The sequence below is a fragment of the Rhizobium sp. WSM1328 genome (assembly GCF_057653715.1).
Genome location: NZ_CM172788.1, coordinates 4332965 through 4354372, shown reverse-complemented (window position 1 = coordinate 4354372; position 21408 = coordinate 4332965). Strand labels below are relative to the sequence as shown.

Annotated in this window: 17 protein-coding genes; 12 read left to right on the top strand and 5 right to left on the bottom strand. The window is 58.3% G+C overall.

The window, feature by feature from the left end; translation table 11 throughout:
- Positions 1-822, bottom strand: coding sequence for a pyruvate, water dikinase regulatory protein (locus AC2444_RS21540; protein WP_011649834.1), 822 nt, complete (start codon positions 820-822; stop codon positions 1-3).
- A 401-nt stretch (positions 823-1223) separates the two neighbouring features.
- Here AC2444_RS21540 and hemE point away from each other — a divergent pair, with 401 nt between their 5' ends.
- From hemE to AC2444_RS21500, 8 genes are all read left to right on the top strand, one after another.
- Positions 1224-2255 (top strand): uroporphyrinogen decarboxylase, encoded by a 1032-nt coding sequence (hemE, locus tag AC2444_RS21535; RefSeq protein ID WP_017995585.1) that lies wholly within the window; start codon positions 1224-1226, stop codon positions 2253-2255.
- 2 nt (positions 2256-2257) lie between these two features.
- A complete protein-coding gene (hemJ, locus tag AC2444_RS21530; protein WP_012759539.1) occupies positions 2258-2794 on the top strand; it encodes a protoporphyrinogen oxidase HemJ in 537 nt (178 codons plus the stop codon).
- 197 nt (positions 2795-2991) lie between these two features.
- Positions 2992-4257 (top strand): transcription termination factor Rho, encoded by a 1266-nt coding sequence (gene rho, locus AC2444_RS21525; RefSeq protein WP_012759538.1) that lies wholly within the window; start codon positions 2992-2994, stop codon positions 4255-4257.
- A gap of 105 nt (positions 4258-4362) precedes the next feature.
- Entirely contained in the window at positions 4363-5682 is a 1320-nt protein-coding gene (gene mnmE, locus AC2444_RS21520; protein ID WP_041935603.1) for a tRNA uridine-5-carboxymethylaminomethyl(34) synthesis GTPase MnmE, read from the top strand.
- Between the two features lie 74 nt (positions 5683-5756).
- Positions 5757-7634 carry a tRNA uridine-5-carboxymethylaminomethyl(34) synthesis enzyme MnmG gene (gene mnmG / locus AC2444_RS21515; RefSeq protein ID WP_128438345.1) on the top strand — a complete coding sequence of 626 codons (1878 nt, stop codon included), beginning with the start codon at positions 5757-5759 and terminating at the stop codon, positions 7632-7634.
- A 25-nt stretch (positions 7635-7659) separates the two neighbouring features.
- A complete protein-coding gene (rsmG, locus tag AC2444_RS21510; protein ID WP_012759535.1) occupies positions 7660-8277 on the top strand; it encodes a 16S rRNA (guanine(527)-N(7))-methyltransferase RsmG in 618 nt (205 codons plus the stop codon).
- Positions 8278-8296: 19 nt separating this feature from the next.
- Positions 8297-9091: a ParA family protein gene (locus tag AC2444_RS21505; protein ID WP_012759534.1), complete on the top strand. Its 795-nt coding sequence runs from the start codon at positions 8297-8299 to the stop codon at positions 9089-9091.
- A 32-nt stretch (positions 9092-9123) separates the two neighbouring features.
- The gene (locus AC2444_RS21500; protein ID WP_012759533.1) at positions 9124-10005 is read left to right on the top strand and encodes a ParB/RepB/Spo0J family partition protein; all 882 of its coding nucleotides are present in this window, start codon (positions 9124-9126) and stop codon (positions 10003-10005) included.
- A 176-nt stretch (positions 10006-10181) separates the two neighbouring features.
- Here AC2444_RS21500 and holA read toward each other — a convergent pair whose 3' ends face one another.
- The 3 genes from holA to leuS are packed head-to-tail and all read right to left on the bottom strand — an operon-like array spanning position 10182 to position 14374.
- Positions 10182-11222 (bottom strand): DNA polymerase III subunit delta, encoded by a 1041-nt coding sequence (gene holA, locus AC2444_RS21495; protein ID WP_012759532.1) that lies wholly within the window; start codon positions 11220-11222, stop codon positions 10182-10184.
- A gap of 10 nt (positions 11223-11232) precedes the next feature.
- The gene (gene lptE / locus AC2444_RS21490) at positions 11233-11754 is read right to left on the bottom strand and encodes an LPS assembly lipoprotein LptE (RefSeq protein ID WP_012759531.1); all 522 of its coding nucleotides are present in this window, start codon (positions 11752-11754) and stop codon (positions 11233-11235) included.
- On the bottom strand, positions 11744-14374 hold the full coding sequence (gene leuS / locus AC2444_RS21485; RefSeq protein WP_012759530.1) for a leucine--tRNA ligase: 2631 nt from the start codon (positions 14372-14374) through the stop codon (positions 11744-11746). Before leuS ends, lptE begins: the two co-directional genes overlap by 11 nt.
- Before the next feature lie 200 nt (positions 14375-14574).
- Here leuS and AC2444_RS21480 point away from each other — a divergent pair, with 200 nt between their 5' ends.
- The 3 genes from AC2444_RS21480 (at position 14575) to AC2444_RS21470 (ending at position 18420) form a co-directional block, all read left to right on the top strand.
- Positions 14575-15234 carry a YggS family pyridoxal phosphate-dependent enzyme gene (locus AC2444_RS21480; protein WP_012759529.1) on the top strand — a complete coding sequence of 220 codons (660 nt, stop codon included), beginning with the start codon at positions 14575-14577 and terminating at the stop codon, positions 15232-15234.
- Between the two features lie 82 nt (positions 15235-15316).
- Positions 15317-17227, top strand: coding sequence for a propionyl-CoA synthetase (locus AC2444_RS21475; RefSeq protein ID WP_012759528.1), 1911 nt, complete (start codon positions 15317-15319; stop codon positions 17225-17227).
- A gap of 257 nt (positions 17228-17484) precedes the next feature.
- Positions 17485-18420: a flagellin N-terminal helical domain-containing protein gene (locus tag AC2444_RS21470; RefSeq protein ID WP_012759527.1), complete on the top strand. Its 936-nt coding sequence runs from the start codon at positions 17485-17487 to the stop codon at positions 18418-18420.
- Positions 18421-18499: 79 nt separating this feature from the next.
- Here the strand turns inward: AC2444_RS21470 and AC2444_RS21465 are convergent, their stop codons facing one another.
- Positions 18500-19204, bottom strand: a complete 705-nt coding sequence (locus tag AC2444_RS21465) for a DUF1013 domain-containing protein (RefSeq protein WP_007632151.1) — start codon at positions 19202-19204, stop codon at positions 18500-18502.
- 231 nt (positions 19205-19435) lie between these two features.
- Between AC2444_RS21465 and acs the strand changes: the two genes are divergently transcribed.
- On the top strand, positions 19436-21391 hold the full coding sequence (gene acs, locus AC2444_RS21460; RefSeq protein WP_128448923.1) for an acetate--CoA ligase: 1956 nt from the start codon (positions 19436-19438) through the stop codon (positions 21389-21391).
- Positions 21392-21408: the final 17 nt, after the last annotated feature.

Below are 21408 nucleotides of genomic sequence, written 5' to 3'. Positions count from 1 at the left end.
TTAGCGCAGCTTCGGCCGCAGGGCAACGATCGCCGCTGCTGTTTCCTCGATTGAGCGGCGGGTGACGTCGATCAGCGGCCAGTTATGACGGGCGCAAAGCGAGCGGGCATATTTCAGTTCCTCCGAAATCGCGGCGCGATCGGTGTAGTGTTCGCGATCGAATCCCTGCGTCACCCCGAGCACACGATTTTCCCGCACCTGGGAAATGCGGTCGGTGGTGGCGATCAAGCAGACGATCAGCGGTTTACTCGCGACGAAGAGGCTCTCCGGCAATGGCACGCCATAGACGATCGGAATGTTCGCCGTCTTGATACCTCGGTTGGCGAGGTAGATGCTGGTGGGTGTTTTCGATGTACGACTGATACCGATGATGACGACATCGGCGTCGTTGTAATCGTCGGGCATCTGGCCGTCATCGTGATCCATGGTGAAATTCAGCGCTTCGATGCGGGCGAAGTAGCCGGCATTCATCACATGCTGAGCTCCGACCCGACGGCGCGATGGAGCGCCGAGATAGATCTGGAAGGCATTCATCACTGGCTCCAGCACATTCACCGAGGCGACACCCATCTCGATGCAGCGCTCATCGATCAGGCTCGCAAGCTCCCGGTCGACAATGGTGTAGAGTACGATGCCGGGGGCGTCATCGATCGCCTGCAGAACCGGCAGCAGCTGCTTGCGATTGCGGATCAGCGGATAGACATGTTCAATCGGCTGCGCTGATCTGAACTGCGCCGACGCGGCGCGCCCGGCGGAGATCAGAGTCTCTCCCGTTGAGTCAGAAATCAGATGCAGATGAAAGAAGTTCGTTCTGTTCTCCACGCTATTTTCCGCTGCCTGTTGAAAACACTGGATGAAACAGAGCTACGGCGGCGAGGCAGTCTCCGGCAAGGGAAAACATGCCTGCTTATCCACATTTCGGATTTTGCCGAACGGTTTCGGTTGGCCCTGTGGACGATGGGGAAGGGGTGGGCTTCTTGAAAGCTCGTCCACAGCCTGTCCACAGCTATGAGAAAAATTGCCGATCCGGAAGGATTTGGAATCATTTCCGGATTCGGCTTCTCCCCGAAATTTGGACGAGATCGACAAATCTTTCCGATGTTGTTTTGCGGGCGCGCGACAAATGGCATCGGCGGTGGATGGATTTTAATCCTTGATAGTCACCGACTCTAAGAAATAGAAACCTTTTAAAATATCTTTGTTTTATTATAGGGAAGAAGCGCTTGAGCGATACGCGCCGAAAGATCATGAGGGTTTTGAGTGGCGAAAGTCTCTCCCCTCCTCCTCTCTGGCTGATGAGACAGGCAGGACGTTATCTCCCGGAATATCGGGAGACGCGGGCAAAGGCAGGGAGTTTTCTCGATCTCTGCTACACGCCTGACCATGCCGTCGAAGTGACATTGCAGCCGATCCGCCGCTATGGCTTCGATGCGGCCATTCTGTTTTCCGATATTCTGGTCATTCCCGATGCAATGAAGCGGAACGTCCGGTTCACCGAGGGTCATGGTCCGGAGATGGATCCGATCGATGAAGCTGGTATCGGCAGATTGAATGGCGAAGAGGTTGTCGATTATCTCAGGCCGGTTCTGGAAACGGTGCGGCGGCTGCGCGAGGAGTTGCCAGTCGAGACGACGCTGCTCGGCTTCTGCGGCGCGCCATGGACGGTTGCGACCTACATGATCGCCGGTCACGGCACGCCGGATCAGGCCCCTGCCCGTCTCTTCGCCTACAGGCATCCCCGCGCTTTCGAGCATCTGCTGATGCTGCTTGCCGACGTATCGGCCGATTATCTCGTCGCCCAGATCGATGCCGGCGCCGATGCCGTGCAGATCTTCGATTCCTGGGCTGGTGTTCTTGGCGAGAAGGAGTTTGAAGCGTTTGCGGTCAGGCCGGTTGCGCGGATGATCGCTTCCGTCAAGTCGCAACGGCCACATGCTCGCATCATCGCTTTTGCCAAGGGCGCCGGCTACCAGCTGAAAACCTATCGCCAGAAGACGGGCGCAGATGCAATCGGCCTCGACTGGTCGGTCCCGCTGGCTTTTGCCGCCGAACTTCAAAAGGATGGACCGGTTCAGGGCAACCTCGATCCGATGCGCGTCGTTGCCGGCGGTCGGGCGCTGGAAGACGGCATCGACGATATTCTGCAGCATCTCGGCAATGGACCGCTGATCTTCAATCTCGGTCACGGCATTACACCGCAGGCCGACCCCGAGCATGTGCGTCTGCTGGTGGATCGTGTACGAGGCGGTGCGTGACGATGGAAAAACAGACCGATCGGAGATCTGGCGCTTACGCCCGGCGCCGGGCTCATTTTGCGCTGGCCTCCTTTTCGCTGATGGCGATCGGGCTTTTTGCTTGGAACCCCGATAATCTCTACCTCTGGATCAAGGCGCTGCACATCATCGCGGTCATTTCGTGGATGGCCGGGCTGTTCTATATGCCGCGGCTGTTCATCTATCACACCGATGCGGAGCCGGGTTCGGTGCAGTCGGAAACCTTCAAAGCGATGGAGCGCCGGCTGCTTCGAATCATCATGACGCCGGCGATGATGTTGACGTGGATTTTCGGCCTCTATCTCGCCTGGTCGGTTTATGGATTCCAGGGCGGCTGGCTGCATGCCAAGATCGGTCTCGTCATATTGCTGACCGCTGTTCATATGTTCTTCAGCCGCGCCGTCGGAGCGTTCGAGCGGGATGAAAATCGCCGCTCGGCGCGTTACTGGCGGTTCATGAACGAGGCCCCGACAGTGCTGATGATCCTGATCGTCATCCTCGTCGTGGTGAAGCCGTTCTGAGGAAAATCGTCCTCAGGTTAAATTTGCTTCATTTTAAGCAGCCCTCTTGCGGCAGCGATTGCGAGTCGCTATTTTCCGCGCATCTCATCTACGTGGCATGTGTGTAGAGTTCAGTCGTCTGCGAGCCCTTTCGCGGTACCGAATACGACCCAACATCGCCTTTCCCCTTTGAAATTAAAAAGAGTATTGGTCACTTCATGGCTGAAATGAAGCTTCAGGAACTTAAGAGTAAATCCCCGACGGATCTGCTGGCATTTGCCGAATCGCTCGAGGTCGAGAACGCAAGCACGATGCGCAAGCAGGAGCTGATGTTTGCGATCCTCAAGATGCTTGCCAGCCAGGATGTCGAAATCATCGGCGAAGGCGTCGTCGAAGTGCTGCAGGACGGTTTCGGCTTCCTGCGGTCGCCCAATGCGAACTACCTGCCGGGCCCGGATGATATTTATATCTCCCCGTCGCAGATCCGCCGTTTCTCGCTGAAAACCGGCGATACGGTCGAAGGCCCGATCCGTGGACCGAAGGAGGGTGAGCGCTATTTCGCGCTGCTCAAGGTCAACACCATCAATTTCGACGATCCGGAACAGATCCGGCACAAGGTCCATTTCGACAATCTGACGCCGCTCTATCCGAACGAGCGCTTCAAGATGGAACTCGATATTCCGACCACCAAGGATCTGTCGCCACGTGTAATCGACCTGGTGGCGCCGCTTGGCAAGGGCCAGCGTGGATTGATCGTCGCGCCGCCGCGTACCGGCAAAACCGTGTTGTTGCAGAACATCGCGCATTCGATCACCGCCAACCATCCGGAGTGCTATCTGATCGTCCTGCTGATCGATGAACGCCCCGAAGAAGTGACCGACATGCAGCGCTCGGTTCGCGGCGAGGTTATCTCCTCGACCTTCGACGAACCAGCCGTCCGTCACGTGCAGGTGGCCGAGATGGTCATCGAGAAAGCCAAGCGCCTTGTCGAACACGGACGCGACGTTGTCATCCTGCTCGATTCGATCACGCGCTTGGGCCGTGCCTATAACACGGTCGTTCCCTCTTCAGGCAAGGTCCTTACCGGCGGTGTGGACGCCAACGCTCTGCAGCGGCCGAAGCGCTTCTTCGGCGCGGCCCGTAACATCGAGGAAGGCGGCTCTTTGACGATCATCGCGACCGCGCTGATCGATACCGGCAGCCGCATGGACGAAGTGATCTTCGAAGAATTCAAGGGCACGGGCAACTCGGAAATCGTCCTCGATCGCAAGGTCGCCGATAAGCGTATCTTCCCGGCAATGGACATCCTGAAGTCCGGAACGCGCAAGGAGGACCTTCTGGTTCCGCGCCAGGATCTGCAGAAGATCTTCGTGCTCCGCCGCATCCTTGCTCCGATGGGCACGACCGATGCGGTCGAGTTCCTGATCGACAAGCTCAAGCAGACAAAGAACAATTCCGACTTCTTCGAATCGATGAACACATAATCCTTAGCCGGATTCAACCCCTGAAGCTGGAGGCATTGTCACGATGCCTCCAGCTTTTCTATTTGATAGGAATCGATTTCGATTCCAACCGATGAACCAGGCGATATGGCCATGTTGAATGATACCATATATGCGCTATCGAGCGGTGCCCTGCCGTCGGGTGTTTCGGTCGTTCGAATCAGCGGGCCGCTGACCAGAGACATATTGGTAAGCCTCGCCGGATCCGTCTCGGCAGCCCGGCATGCATCTCACCGAACGATTCGGAGTCGTAACAATCAGCCGATCGATAGCGGCTTGGTGCTGTTTTTCCCTGCTCCGAATTCGTTTACCGGCGAGGATGTTGCCGAGCTGCAGATCCACGGCAGCAAAGCCGTACTTGCGGCGCTGTTTCACGCACTTGGCGATATTCCGGGTGTTCGGATGGCGGTCGAGGGCGAATTCTCCCGCCGAGCTTTCGAGAACGGCAAACTTGATCTTGTAGAGGTTGAGGGCCTGGCCGACCTTATCGGCGCCGAGACCGAGATGCAGAGACGCCTTGCGGTCGAACATAGCGCAGGCGGACTCTCCAGAATTTACGATTCGTGGGCGGAACGATTAACGCGCGCCCGGGCGCTGATCGAGGCGGAGCTTGATTTCCCCGATGAGGATGATGTTCCAGGCTCGGTATCGGATATGGTCTGGGCCGATATGGCGAAGCTTCGCAGTGATATCGAGAATCACCTGGCGACAGCTTCTGCCGGGGAGATTATCAGAGACGGCTTCAAGGTGGTCATCGCCGGCGCTCCGAATGCTGGAAAATCGAGCCTGTTGAACACTTTGGCGCGTCGAGACGTGGCAATCGTGACAGAGATCGCCGGAACCACCCGTGATGTCCTGCAGGTTGATCTCGATATTGATGGTTACCTGATCAAGCTCTATGACACCGCGGGCCTTCGCGAGGCGGACGACAGGGTCGAGATGGAAGGAGTGCGGCGCGCGCGCGCGGCGCTTCGTGATGCCGATCTTGTCCTGCTGCTGGTTGACATGACTAATCCTCTGGTTCCCGACGAGTTGGAGCAAGCCTCGCCACATGTTATTGTCGGGACGAAGAAGGATCTCATCGGCATTGCCGAGGATCGGTACGACTTGCAGATTTCGACAACGACCGGTGACGGCCTGCCGGAATTGCGCCGATTGATCGGCGACATCATCGACAAACGTTTTGCTGGTCTGTCTATGGCAATTCCCAGCCGACAACGGCATAAGGATTCTCTGGCGAAATGTTTAGCGGCACTCGATGCGGCGATATCGCAGACAGATGTGAATCTCGAACTGCGGACTGAGCAGCTGCGAATTGCCGCTGAGTATTTGGGCAGAATTACTGGACGAGTCGATGTTGAGCAGCTGCTCGGCGTGATCTTCTCAGAATTTTGTATCGGCAAATGATTCACGTGAAACCTTGGCGCCAAAACGCCCTAAATGGTTTCACGTGAAACGTCCGCCGCATGTGGAGTGCCTGAATGACGGATAATGTTTTCGATGTAATTGTGATCGGTGGCGGCCATGCGGGCTCGGAGGCTGCCAGCGCAGCTGCGCGCCTCGGGGCAAAAACCGCCCTCATTACGCATAGGCGGGACACGATCGGGGTCATGTCCTGTAATCCGGCGATTGGCGGCCTAGGCAAGGGCCATCTTGTTCGGGAGATCGATGCGATGGATGGCCTGATGGGTCGCGTCGCCGATGTTGCAGGCATTCAATTCAGGATACTCAACAAGAAGAAAGGTGCGGCTGTCCGAGGACCGCGGACGCAAGCCGATCGAAAGCTTTATCGCCTAGCAATGTTGGCGGCGATCGAAGCGACGCCGGACCTGGATATCATCGAGGGCGACGCGTTTGATCTGGAGGTCGTCGATGGCTGTGTCGCCGGCGTGATTATGAAGGATGGTCGAACCCTGAAAGCGCCGGCCGTGGTTTTGACCACTGGGACCTTTCTGCGCGGTCTTATTCATATAGGGTCGGAAAAGACGCCGGCCGGGCGCGTCGGCGAAGCGCCGTCAATCGGATTGTCCGCCACCCTTGCCCGGCTGGGACTGCGGCTGGGACGTCTGAAGACCGGCACTCCCGCCCGGCTGGACGGAAAAACAATCGACTGGCAATCCGTCGGTCGACAGGGGGCTGACGAGGAGCTTGTCCCCTTCTCCTTCATGACAGACACGATTACCACGCCACAGATTGAATGCGGGGTCACCAGGACGACCGAAGCGACCCACCGTATCATTGTTGACAACATTATGCGCTCGGCCATGTATTCCGGGCAGATCGAAGGGGTCGGGCCTCGTTATTGCCCGTCGATCGAAGACAAGCTGGTGAAATTCGGAGAGCGGGATGGACATCAGGTCTTTCTCGAGCCTGAGGGACTGGACGACGACACGGTTTATCCGAACGGGATTTCCACCTCCCTGCCGGCGGAGGTGCAGGCAGCCTTCATCAAAACGATTCCCGGCCTGGAAACGGCAAGAATACTGCAACCGGGCTATGCGATCGAATATGATCATGTCGATCCGAGAGAGCTGACTCTATCACTGGAGGTCAAACGGCTAAGAGGGCTATTTCTCGCAGGCCAAATCAATGGCACCACCGGCTACGAAGAGGCGGCCGCGCAGGGGCTGGCAGCCGGGTTGAATGCTGCATTGCGAAGCAGCGATTCGCATCCGTTCCATTTTAGCCGGACGAATTCTTATATTGGCGTCATGATCGACGATCTCACGTCACGCGGCGTTACGGAACCGTATCGAATGTTTACATCGCGTGCGGAGTATCGGCTGACGTTGCGGGCTGATAACGCCGATATGCGCTTGACGCCGCTGGCCATGCGGCTCGGGTGCGTCAGTAACGCGCGAGTGCAGCGATTCACATCCTATCGGGCGGAGATCGACACCAGTCGGGCGCTGTTGCAGTCGCTGGCGCTTACACCGAATGAGGCGCGCCGCGCTGGCTTGAATATCAATCTCGATGGCCAGCGCCGAACCGCGTATGATTTGCTGTCCTATCCGAATTATGATTTCGTCGCGCTCCGGCATGTTTGGCCGGAGAAGCTCGGCGTGATTGGACCGAAGATCGCCGAAGCGTTGGAAATTGAGGCCGGTTATTCGGTTTATCTGGATCGACAAGCCGCGGCGATTGTCGACCAGCAACGCGACGAGCAGCGGCAGATTCCGCCTGATTTCAACTATGACGCACTGTCCGGTCTCTCAAACGAGCTAAAGCTAAAACTTAGCGCTGCTCGCCCTTTCAGCATTGCTCAGGCCGCTATCGTTGAAGGAATGACGCCGGCAGCGGTGGCATTGCTGCTTGTGCATTTGCGTCGCCTATCCTCTGCCGAGCGTCATAGCGCTTGATTGCAAGATTTGAGAGTCTTTCAGAATGGAATTAAACGGTTTGCGTGTTTCACGTGAAACACAGGAACGGCTGCAACACTTTGCAGTGCTGTTTCAGAAGTGGGCAAAAGCAATTAATCTGGTGGCGCCGTCGACACTCGATGATCTATGGCATCGACACATCGCCGATAGCAGCCAAGTTTTCCAGATTAATCCTCAAGCGATAAGCTGGGTCGACCTCGGCAGTGGCGGCGGTTTTCCCGGTGTTATCACGGCGATTTTTCTGGCCGAGCTGAAGGACGGATGGGTCCATCTGGTTGAAAGCAACCATAAAAAGGCGGCGTTTCTGCGGACAGCGTTGCGGGAGACAAATGCGCGCGGCAGCGTTCATATCCTGCGAATCGAAGACGCTTATGCGGGGGTTGGCGAATGTGATGCGATTTCAGCGCGCGCCCTTGCCGATCTTGATGGGCTTATCGAGTATTCAGCCCCCTGGATGCTTGGCAAGGAAAATTGTCGAGGCTTTTTTCACAAAGGCCGGGATTACCTGAGAGAAGTCAACAAAGCACGTGGTCGGTGGGAATTCGATCTGTTAGAACATAAGAGCGCCGTCGAGCAGGAATCTGTTATTTTGGAAGTATCAAATCTCCGGCGCTTGGTTTAACAGATCGGATATTGCGGCAATGGCTGGCGAACGACATCGGATTATCACCATCGCAAATCAGAAGGGTGGCGTTGGCAAGACGACCACAGCAATCAACCTGGCAACGGCGCTTGCTGCAATCGGCGAGCGCGTCTTGATTGTCGATCTCGACCCGCAAGGCAATGCCAGCACCGGCCTGGGTATTGATCGTCGTGATCGCAAGCTGTCCTCCTACGATCTGATGATTGGTGATCGTGGAATCCCCGAGGTGACTCTCGAAACAGCGGTTCCTAATCTGTTTATTGTCCCGTCGACAATGGATCTTCTTGGCATCGAGATGGAAATCTCGCAGCAGAGCGATCGGGTGTTCAAGTTGCGGAAAGCGCTGTCTTCGCCCGAAGCGATGGCGTTTTCTTATATTCTTCTGGATTGCCCGCCATCGTTCAATCTGCTGACGATGAATGCCATGGCAGCGGCCCATTCGGTCCTCGTTCCGCTGCAATGCGAATTCTTTGCGCTTGAGGGATTGAGTCAGTTGCTTGAGACCGTCAGCCAGGTTCGGCGGACTGTTAACCCGCGTCTGGATATTCAGGGTATCGTCTTGACGATGTTCGATGCGCGCAACAATCTTGCCCAACAGGTTGTCAATGACGTGCGCACGCATCTCGGCGACAAGGTTTATCACACGTTAATTCCGCGCAACGTCCGGGTTTCCGAGGCTCCGTCCTACGGTAAGCCGGCTATTCTCTATGACTTGAAGTGCGCGGGCAGCCAGGCCTATCTGCAGCTGGCCTCTGAGGTCATCCAGCGAGAGCGCCAAAGATTGGCCGCGTGATATCATTTTAGGGGTGTAGGTGAGTGTAGATCATGAATGACGATGTATCAAAGAGGCGATTGGGCCGCGGCCTTGCGGCGCTGATTGGTGAAATGGATCAGCCCGTCCCGGTCGAAGCCGAGCGGGTTATCAGCGCCGACAGAATGATCCCGATCGAGTTCGTCAGCCGCAATCCCCGCAATCCTCGTCGGTTCTTCGATGACTCGGAACTGCACGATCTCGCAAGTTCCATTCGTCAACACGGCATCGTTCAGCCCATCGTTGTGCGGACGATGTCGCGGGATCGATATGAGATCATCGCCGGCGAACGACGTTGGCGCGCGGCTCAGCTTGCCGGGTTGATCGAGATTGCTGTCATTGTCCGTGATGTGGATGACAAGACGGCGCTGGAAATCGCCATTGTCGAGAACGTGCAACGCGCGGATCTCAATGCCCTCGAAGAGGCGTTGGGCTACGAGCAGCTTATCGCTGAATATGGTTACACCCAGAACGACCTCGGCGAAATCATCGGCAAAAGCCGCAGCCACGTTGCCAACTCGTTGCGCCTGTTGAAGCTGCCTGATCCGGTTCGCGATCTGCTTGCCTCCGGCAGCCTATCAGCTGGGCACGCACGCGCCCTGGTTTCGACATCCGACCCGGCAAGTCTTGCCCGCACGATCGTTGCCAAGGGCATGTCGGTGCGTGATGCCGAGAAGCTGGCGCAAAACAATATCAAGGCCCAATCGGAGCCACTGCAGGCGACGTTGCAGCGAGATCAGAAAGATTCCGACACGCTGGCGCTGGAACGGACACTTTCCGATGCACTCGGCCTTGATGTTGCGATCAATCACAAGGCAAGCGGCGGCCAGATCAAAATTTCCTATAAGTCGTTAGAGCAGCTCGAGGAAATCTGCCGTTTGCTTGAGAGGCGCTAGAGCGTTTTCGTTTTTCTCCGAATCACGGAAATATTCTATCTCTTTGTTTTCACGCAATTCCGGATGAAAAACCGCTCCGCACTTTTGCCGGAATTGCTCTAGAACGCCGTAGGACGTCTAATCCCTTGCATCTTTGCTTTCCGAAGATCGGTTCTGATTTTGGACCGATGCGCTGATCAGCCGGATTTCCGGCCGGATTGAAGGGTGGTGGAGAGAAGCGTTTGCATCGCAACGCTGTCCTCCAGCACCTGTCGCCGTCGGCTTTGCAGAATAGCGGCCTGCAGCCGATTGCATTCACGGGCGATGCTTTCCGCGGTCCATTGGCGTAGCGCCTGTTCGATGATCGGCTTGCGCCGGAAATGCAGATGCCGCCCCATCGTCTGCATAATCTGAGGTGTCTGCAGCCGCTTTTCATCCATTTCGGCGCGCATCGAATCGAGAAGCTGGAATTGTTTCAGGCATGCCTGCAGAACGAGAAAGATCGCGGTTTTCGAGCTGCTGATTTTTTGCATGGCGTGCAGAAAGGCGTTTAGATCGCCCCCGAGGATAGCGTCGACCGCGTCTTCAACCGAGATGGCGCTGGCGTCACCGATTATTTCGGTAACGTGATGTTCTTCGACGGTATCGAAACCCCGGCAGTAAAGAGCGAGCTTGCGCACCTCGTTGCGGGAAGCGATCCTGTCACCGCCGATCAAGGCGATCAGTGCTTGGCGCGCGGCCGGCGTAATGCCGAGCTTCTCTGCACCGAGCTCCGTATCGATCAAGCCATTCAGGGCGCGGCTGTCATCGGCGTAGGACGGGATCGTCATGACAGAACGGGCGGATTCCGCAGTCTTGCGCAGCAGGGAACCCTTCTTCAGGTCGCCGGCCTCGACGATCAGATAGGCTGCTTCGAGTGGTTTTTCGGCCAGCAGCGCCAGGGAATCAACGAGGTATTTCTCGTTGGCGGCGCCGCGGATCCAAATCAGTTTCTCACCGCCGAACAGCCCGATGGATTGGACCTCGTCGACCAATCGACCCGGGTCTTTCTGGAGGTCGCCAATATCGAGTTTCGTCAGCGAGAAGGGATCATCGAGAGCAACACCGCTCTTACCGGCAAGCTGGCTTGCCCGTTCGGAAACAAGGCCGCGATCCGGCCCGTAGATGACGAAAATCCGATAGTTCCGCGTCGATTTCTGCAGAAAACTCTCGAATTCGTGGGATTTTATCTCTGCCACATCTCCGCCCTCAGCGGCTGAGGGCGGCGGCGATATCGGCTCCCACGAATTCCGCCGTCTGATCGGCCGCGCGGTTCTGAGCATCGCGGATCGCCCGCTGCTTGGCAAATTCCTGCTCGGAGAAATCCACCAGCGCCGTGGCCTGGCGGCTGCCGGCCTTGATGACATGATTGTCGGCCGTGGCACGCAGCGTGTAACTGACGTTGACGGTCACACGGCCGGCTTTCGACGTGTCAGAGGATTCGGCCAGCAGCGTATCGGCTACAGCCGACGTGGCGTGTATTTCGACCAGATATTGCGGGTTTACCGCTTCGCCTGCACCGCGTGACGCAAGGAAGATCAGGCGATTGCGAACCTGCTGCTCGACCCGGCTGCCTGCCTCGGAAAAGCCGACCGAAGAAAGTTTTTCAACCACACCTGAACTCTCTGAATAGAGCGGACGGACCTGGCAGGCCGAGAGAAAAGCCGCGGAGGCAAGGATCATGGCGATGCCGGCATTGCGGGCCAGCTTGCAAGCGATATCAGACGACAATGTTTACAATCCTTTGGGGAACCACGATGATCTTCTTCGGTGCCTGTCCGTTCAACGCGTTCTTCACCGCATCCAGATTCAGCACGGCGTCGGTGACGGCATTCTGATCTGCATCGCGAGAAATTGTCAATTCAGCGCGTTTCTTGCCGTTGATCTGTACCGGCAGGACCACATCGTTTTCGATGACGAGTGTTTCGTCGTACCGCGGCCAGTTTGTCCGGGCAAGCAGGCCTTCATTGCCGAGCGCAGCCCAGCATTCCTCAGCCAGATGCGGTGTCATCGGAGAGACGAGTTGGATCAGGATCTCGGCGGCATCGCGCACCGCCGCGCGATAGGTGGCATTACCCTCGCCTGCGGCAACCCTCGTCATCGGTGCGGCCAGCGCGTTCACGAGTTCATAAATTCGGGCAACGGCCTTGTTGAACCAGAGTTTGTCATAGTCGTTCTCGACAGCCTTCAGCGTCTTGTGGGCGGCCTGCGAGATTGGCAACGCTTCCCCATCGGCAGCCGGCGCAGGTGCGACGGCGGAGAGCGCGTCCGCGGCTTCGGAAATCAGGCGCCACAGCCGCTGGGTAAAGCGATGGGCGCCCTCGACGCCTGCCTCGGACCAGATGACGTCACGCTCGGGCGGAGAGTCGGACAGAACGAAGAAACGGGCGGTATCTGCGCCGTAGGAGGCGATGATATCGTCGGGATCGACGACATTCTTTTTCGATTTCGACATCTTCTCGATCGAGCCGATCGCGACTTCCTCGCCCGACGTCAGCAGGAAAGCCCGTCGTTTGCCGTCGAGTTCGTCGATGCGGATATCGGCGGGTGCCACCCATTCGCGGCTGGCGCCGGCGCTGCGGCTATAGGTTTCGTGGACCACCATGCCCTGGGTGAAGAGACCCTTGAAAGGTTCGGTGGCCGCGACGTGACCGGTCTCGCGCATGGCGCGGGTAAAGAAGCGCGAATAGAGCAGGTGTAGGATCGCGTGCTCGATGCCGCCGATATACTGGTCGACCGGCAGCCAGCGGTTCGCCGCCTCCGGATCGGTCGGCCTTTCTTCCCAGGGCGCGGTAAAGCGGGTGAAATACCAGCTCGAATCGACGAAGGTGTCCATCGTATCCGTCTCGCGGCGAGCATCCTTGCCGCAATTCGGGCAGGAGACATGACGCCATGTCGGATGGCGGTCGAGCGGATTGCCGGGCTGGTCGAAGGTGACGTCGTCGGGCAGCTTGACCGGCAGGTCCGCCTTCGGCACCGGCACGACACCGCAATCATCGCAATGGATGACCGGGATCGGGCAGCCCCAATAACGCTGGCGGGAAATGCCCCAGTCGCGCAGGCGGAAATTGACCTTGCGCTCGCCCTGCGGCGCATTGCCGAGCGAAGCGGCAGATAGCCGATCGGCAACGATGTTGAAGGCTTCGTCGGTGGTCTTGCCGTCGAGGAAGCGTGAGTTGATCATCACGCCATCACCGTCATAGGCGGTGTCGCCGACGGAGAAGCTTGCGGCATCGCCATCCCTGGGCATGACGACGGCCACGACCGGAAGGCCATATTTGCGAGCAAAATCAAGGTCACGCTGGTCACCCGAGGGGCAGCCGAAGATCGCGCCCGTGCCATAATCCATCAGGACGAAATTGGCGATATAAACCGGCAGCTCCCAGGAAGGATCGAGCGGGTGCCTGACGCGGATACCGGTATCCATGCCCTTCTTTTCAGCGGTCTCGAGTGCTGCGAGCGAGGTCCCGGCGCGGCGGCATTCGTCGCAGAAGGCCTCGATATCAGGGTTCTTTGCAGCGGCATCCTTCGCCAGCGGATGATCGGCGGCGATTGCCAGGAAGGAAGCGCCGAACAGCGTGTCCGGCCGGGTAGTATAGACCGTCACTTCGCTCTCACCGGCAGGCGCCGATTCCGGTACGATCTCCCAGCGGATCGTCAGGCCTTCCGAACGGCCGATCCAGTTCTTCTGCATCAGCCGCACTTTTTCCGGCCACTGGTCGAGCGTATCCAGCGCGTCCAGCAGATCCTGGCTGAAGTCGGTGATCTTGAAGAACCATTGCGTCAGTTCGCGCTGTTCGACGAGCGCACCGGAACGCCAGCCGCGGCCATCGATCACCTGCTCGTTGGCCAGCACAGTGTTATCGACAGGATCCCAGTTGACCTTCGACTGCTTGCGATAGACCAGGCCCTTCTCCAGGAAATCCACGAAGAGATGCTGCTGGTGCTGGTAATATTCGACGTCGCAGGTGGCGAATTCGCGGCTCCAGTCCAACGAAAGCCCCATGGCCTTCAGCTGCGCCTTCATCGAGCCGATATTCTGATAGGTCCAGGAGGCGGGATGCACGCCGCGCTCCATCGCGGCATTCTCCGCCGGCATGCCGAAAGCATCCCAACCCATCGGATGCAGGACGTTGTAGCCGCGGGCGCGTTTGTAGCGAGCCACGACATCGCCCATGGCGTAATTGCGGACATGACCCATATGGATGCGCCCCGACGGATAGGGGAACATTTCGAGGACGTAATATTTTTCGCGCGGATCGGCATTGTCGGTCTCGAAGACCTTGTCTTCATTCCATTTCTGCTGCCAGCGGGGCTCGGCATCGCGCGGATTATAACGTTCGGTGGCCATGGTATTCGTATTTCCGGAACATCAGGGGAGGTTGGTCGAGACCTTCACCATGAAACCACCGTAGCGTCAAGTTTTGCAGGCGCTGCAAGCGTCCGATCTTGATCGTGACAAGGCGATTTCGCCAAGGCGGGACTTGGCAAGCACAGATTGGCTCGTTAGGCATTGCCGATCCTTTCATGCGGATATGCCGAGGCAGATAGATGGAACTTCAAGAGCGCTTAGACGACGTGCGGTCGCGGATCGCCGCTGCGGAACGCGAAGCAGGTCGTCCGGCGGGTTCCGTTCAGCTCGTCGCGGTGTCGAAGACCTTCGAGGCGGACGCGATCCGCCCGGCCATCGAAGCCGGACAGCGTGTCTTCGGTGAGAACCGGGTGCAGGAAAGCCAGGGCAAGTGGCCGGCGCTGAAGGCCGAGCATCAGGATATCGCGCTGCATCTGATCGGACCGCTGCAATCAAACAAGGCGGCGGATGCGGTGGTGCTTTTCGACGTCATCGAGACGGTGGATCGGGAAAAGATCGCCCGCGCACTTGCCGAGGAGATGAGGCGGCAAGGCAAGGCGCTGCGGCTCTATGTCCAGGTCAATACCGGGCTCGAACCGCAGAAGGCCGGCATCGCTCCTGACGACACGCCAGCCTTCGTCGCTCTCTGCCGCGACGAACTCGGCCTTTCCATCGAAGGGTTGATGTGCATTCCGCCGGCCGAGGAAAATCCTGGGCCGCATTTCGCCCTGCTGGCAAAGCTTGCGCTCAAATGCGGCGTCGAAAAACTTTCCATGGGCATGTCGGGCGACTACGGGACGGCGATCGCCTTTGGCGCCACCAGCGTGCGTGTAGGGTCAGCGATTTTCGGCACGCGCTGAAACGCTGCTTTGGTCGGGCTTCCTGTTCCCCTTAATGCCGCCTAGATTGATATCGAGGTTTGCATGTCCTGGGGAGGAGCAGATGCGGAACGGCTATCATCAGGTCTATGCGGCCTGGAAACGCGATCCCGAAGCCTTCTGGCGCGAAGCGGCCAGTGACATCGACTGGTTCAAGCCGCCAGAGCGGATTTTTTCACCCAATGAGGGCGTCTATGGCCGTTGGTTCTCAGACGCGGAAACCAATACATGCCACAATTGCCTGGACCGGCATGTGGCTGCCGGCCGCGGCGGCGAGACGGCGGTCATCTTCGACAGCGCAATGAACGGCGAGAAGCGCCGTTTCACCTATGATGAGGTACTTCGGGAGGTGATGGCCATTGCAGCAGCGCTGGTCGAGCGCGGCATCGGCAAAGGCGATCGCGTGATCCTTTATATGCCGATGGTGCCGCAGGCGGTCTTTTCGATGCTCGCCTGCGCTCGCATCGGTGCGGTTCACTCCGTCGTTTTCGGCGGATTTGCCGCCAGCGAACTTGCAGCGCGCATCGACGATTGCGGTGCGAAGCTGGTGATCGCCGCGAGCTGCGGGCTCGAGCCTAGTCGCATCGTCGTCTACAAGCCCCTGGTCGACCAAGCGATTGCGATCGCGCGTTCGAAGCCGGAGCGCTGTCTGGTGTTGCAGCGGCCCGAGCTTCAGGCAGATCTCGTCAGCGGCCGCGATCAGGATTTCGAGATCGCGGTGGCGCAGCATCGTGGCGCTGAGATCGCCTGTGTCTCCGTCAAGGCGACCGATCCGCTCTATATCCTCTACACCTCGGGCACGACGGGCCAACCAAAGGGCGTCGTGCGCGACAATGGCGGCCATATGGTCGCGCTCAACTGGTCGATGCGGAATATCTACGGCTTGAGGCCCGGCGAGGTCTTCTGGACGGCTTCGGATATCGGCTGGGTCGTCGGACACTCCTATATCGTCTATGCCCCGCTGCTATCAGGCGTAACCACGCTGATCTTCGAGGGAAAACCGATCGGCACTCCGGATGCCGGCACATTCTGGCGCATCGTTTCAGAGTATCAGGTGCGGGCACTGTTCACGGCGCCGACAGCATTCCGCGCCATCCGGCGGGAGGACGGTGACGGTGAACTGATGCGCCAATATCCCATGCCGGATCTGCGGGCGCTGTTTCTGGCCGGCGAAAGAGCGGATCCGGAGACGTTGAAATGGGCCGAGCGCATGCTTGGCATACCCGTCATCGATCACTGGTGGCAGACGGAGACCGGCTGGCCGATCGCCGCAAATCCGCTCGGTCTCGGCGCCCTGCCCATCAAGCACGGTTCGCCGACACTGCCGATGCCCGGCTATGATATTGCGGTGCTTGACGATGCCGGTCATCCGATCGAGGCGGGAACGCTCGGCAATATCGTCGTCAAGCTGCCCTTGCCGCCCGGCTGCCTGCCGACCCTCTGGAATGCGGACGACCGTTTTCGCTCGGCCTATCTCGATGAGTTTCCCGGTTACTATAAGACGGCCGATGCCGGCTATGTCGACGAAGACGGCTATCTCTTCATCATGTCGCGCACCGACGACATCATCAATTGCGCCGGGCATCGGCTCTCGACCGGGGCGATGGAGGAGGTCTGTGCGCGTCATCCCGATGTCGCCGAATGTGCTGTTATCGGCGTGATCGATGTGCTGAAGGGTCAGGCTCCCTGCGGTTTCCTGGTGCTGAAACGACATGTTTCCCGTGACGCGACGGTGATCGAATCAGAGGTCGTGGCGATGATTCGTGATTCGATTGGACCTGTCGCCGCCTTCAAGACCGCCATCACCGTTAACCGGTTGCCGAAGACACGCTCCGGCAAAATCCTGCGCGGTACGATGCAGAAAATCGCCGACGGCATACCCTGGAAAATGCCTGCAACCATTGATGATCCAACGATTTTAGAGGAAATTGCCGAGGTGCTGCGTGGGCGCGGTTTAGGCTCCTTGCCGATGTGAATTAAACTTTCGGTAAGCCTAATTGAGGAATTGTTAACCATGTTGATGCAAGCATTTGTTAACGGCAATGGCTTGCATAGCAGGCTTTGCATGACGCGGTCGCCGTTACCGGCCTACTGCATAATTCCTTAAATCGGAATCGATTTAAGGGGCAAAATTATGCAGCAGTAGAAGTGCTACAGCGTCCTTTGCGCGTCTGAAAGACGCGCGGCGCTGTAGTCCGGATTGCCCCTTTCTCAACGATTGTGGAACGGATCATGACAAGCATCCTTACCAACAACGCTGCGATGGCAGCGCTGCAGACTTTGCGCGGCGTAAACGATAGCCTCAAGGACACCCAGGGTCGCGTTTCATCGGGTTATCGTGTCGAAAAGGCGGCTGACAATGCCGCTTACTGGTCGATTGCTACGACCATGCGTTCTGACAACAAGGCGCTTTCGGCCGTCTCCGACGCGCTCGGTCTCGGCGCGGCCAAGGTCGACACGGCCTATTCGGCTATGGACAGCGCGCTCGATGTCGTCAGCGACATCAAGGCCAAGATTGTCGCCGCCACCGAAAAGGGCGTCGACAAGACGAAGATCCAGCAAGAACTCGACCAGCTGCAGGAGCAGCTGCTCAGCATCGCTCAATCGGCGTCCTTCTCCGGCGAAAACTGGGTTGCCGGCGCCTCCGGCACGAAGAGCGTCGTCTCGTCTTTCGTCCGCGACGGCAGCAATGCCGTCTCCGTCAAGATGACGGATTATGTGCTCGATTCGGGCTCGCTTGGAAACGTGCTTTTCGGCATGACGAGCACCGGTGCGATCGAGACATCAAGCGGTATCATCGGCACGGCCTTCAACGGAACCTATGGCAGCACCGTCATCGTCATGGCGTCAATATATGATCTCGACATCACCGGTTTCACCCAGGGTCAGCTTGACGCAGCCCTGACAGGCGTCGAACTGGTTCTCGGCGCTATGACCGCCGCCGGCTCGGCATTGGGCTCGATCTCGACCCGTATCCAGTTGCAGGAAACTTTCGTCAGCGGTCTTCACGATTCGATCGACTCCGGCGTCGGACGCCTGGTCGATGCCGATATGGAAGAGGAATCGAGCAGGCTCTCTGCGTTGCAGACGCAGCAGCAGCTCGCCATCCAGTCGCTCTCGATCGCCAATAGCTCGGCGCAGAACATCCTCACCCTGTTCCGCAGCTAATCGGAAACAGGCCATCTGCAACAAAAAACCCCGCCGGTCAGCTCATACCGGCGGGGTTTTTCATGAGATCGCTGATATCTCAGTACTGATCGTCGTCCTCGTCCTTCGGGGCCGAGCGCAGCGAGCTCAACTTGCGGAAGACGGCATCGGCGTCGATTTCCTTTTCCTTTTCCTCCTCGCGCTCGTAGCTCGGGGTCAGGCGTTCGGTTTCCTGTGCCGATTGCAGCGTCGCGCCAAGCTCGGCAGCGGTCGGCAGCGGACGGCCCTTGGAGGCCTTTTCCACTTCCATGTCGAGATCGATCTGGCTGCAGAGGCCGAGCGTGACCGGATCCATCGGCGCCAGGTTGGCGGAGTTCCAGTGGGTGCGCTCGCGGATTTGCTCGATGGTCGACTTCGTTGTGCCGACGAGGCGGGAAATCTGCGCGTCCTTCAGTTCCGGATGGTTGCGAACGAGCCAGAGAATGGCGTTCGGGCGGTCCTGACGCTTGGAAACCGGCGTATAACGCGGACCGCGGCGCTTGGATTCCGGCACCCGCACCTTCGGTTCGGAAAGCTTCAGCTTGTGGTTCGGATTGGCCTCGGCGCGGGCAATCTCGTCGCGGGAAAGCTGTCCTGTCGAGATCGGGTCGAGGCCCTTGATGCCCTGCGCCGCTTCGCCGTCGGCGATCGCCTTGACTTCGAGCGGATGTAGTTTGCAGAACTGGGCGATCTGATCGAAAGACAGTGCCGTATTGTCGACGAGCCAGATGGCTGTCGCCTTCGGCATGAGCAGTGTTTGAGCCATGGATATAGTCCTTCTATCGTCCGCGCCGGTCGCGGTCCGTGGATTGTCACCACAATGTCCGGGAAATATGGCGCTATATAACCGCACTGTCGCAGAATTGCAATTCTTCCGAAATGAAATGACCTTTGTCTAATTGCCGTGGCGATGCGAACTGCTATGAATTGCCGTGATTTCAAGTCCGGGCCTTCCTAGCTCACGCGGCCCGTCGCATGTCCCATGAGGAGGAGTTGCATGTCGGAGAAGATCTATCCGGTCACGAAGCCGGTGAAGGCGCGCACCCTGATCGATAAGGAAAAGTACCTGAAATGGTACGAGGAAAGCGTCGAGAACCCGGACAAGTTCTGGGGCAAGCACGGCAAGCGGATCGACTGGTTCAAGCCCTATACCAAGGTCAAGAACACATCCTTTACCGGCAAGGTTTCGATCAAGTGGTTCGAGGACGGTCAGACAAACGTCTCCTACAACTGCATCGACCGTCATCTGAAAACGAATGGCGACCAAGTGGCGATCATTTGGGAAGGCGACAACCCCTATATCGACAAGAAGGTCACCTATAACGAACTCTACGAGCACGTCTGCCGGATGGCGAATGTGTTGAAGAAGCACGGCGTCAAGAAGGGCGATCGCGTCACCATCTATATGCCGATGATCCCGGAAGCGGCTTATGCGATGCTCGCCTGCGCCCGCATCGGCGCGGTGCATTCGGTCGTCTTCGGCGGTTTCTCGCCCGAGGCGCTGGCCGGGCGCATCGTCGACTGCGAATCCACCTTCGTCATCACCTGCGACGAAGGCCTGCGCGGTGGCAAGCCGGTGCCGTTGAAGAACAATACCGATACCGCAATTGACATTGCGGCACGCCAGCACGTGATCGTGGAGAAGGTTCTGGTCGTTCGCCGCACCGGTGGCAAGACCGGCTGGGCGCCGGGTCGCGATCTCTGGCATCACCAGGAGATCGCCACCGTGAAGGCGGAATGCCCGCCGGTGAAGATGAAGGCGGAAGATCCGCTCTTCATTCTTTATACGTCCGGCTCGACCGGCAAGCCAAAGGGCGTGCTGCACACGACGGGGGGTTATCTCGTCTATGCAGCGATGACGCATGAGTATGTCTTCGATTATCACCACGGCGACGTTTACTGGTGTACAGCCGATGTCGGCTGGGTGACCGGCCATTCCTATATCCTCTATGGGCCGCTTGCGAACTGCGCAACGACGCTGATGTTCGAGGGCGTGCCGAACTTCCCGGATCAGGGTCGTTTCTGGGAAGTCATCGACAAGCACAAGGTCAACATCTTCTATACGGCGCCGACGGCGATCCGCTCGTTGATGGGTGCCGGCGACGACTTCGTCACGCGCTCCTCGCGTTCTTCGCTGCGCCTGCTCGGCACGGTCGGCGAGCCGATCAATCCCGAGGCCTGGGAGTGGTATTACAATGTCGTCGGCGACAAGCGATGCCCTGTCATCGATACGTGGTGGCAGACGGAAACCGGCGGTCACATGATCACGCCGCTGCCCGGCGCCACCGACCTGAAGCCCGGCTCGGCGACGACGCCGTTCTTCGGCGTCAAGCCGCAGCTGGTCGACAATGAGGGCAAGGTGCTGGAAGGTCCGGCCGACGGTAATCTTTGCATCACCGACAGCTGGCCGGGCCAGATGCGCACGGTCTATGGCGATCACGAGCGCTTCATCCAGACCTATTTTTCTACCTACAAGGGCAAGTATTTCACCGGCGATGGCTGCCGGCGCGATGCGGACGGTTATTACTGGATCACCGGCCGGGTCGACGACGTGCTGAACGTCTCCGGCCACCGGCTCGGTACAGCGGAGGTGGAATCCGCTCTCGTCTCGCATAATCTGGTTTCGGAAGCCGCGGTCGTCGGTTATCCGCATCCGATCAAGGGCCAGGGCATCTATTGCTACGTGACGCTGATGGCCGGTCATGAGGGATCGGATACGCTTCGCCAGGAACTGGTAAAACATGTGCGGGGTGAAATCGGCCCGATTGCTGCGCCTGACAAGATCCAGTTTGCGCCCGGCCTGCCGAAGACACGCTCCGGCAAGATCATGCGCCGCATCCTGCGCAAGATTGCCGAAGACGATTTCGGCGCTCTCGGCGACACTTCGACGCTTGCCGATCCGGCCGTGGTCGACGATCTGATCGCCAACCGGCAAAACAAGGCAACCACCTGACATATCGAGCCGCTCCC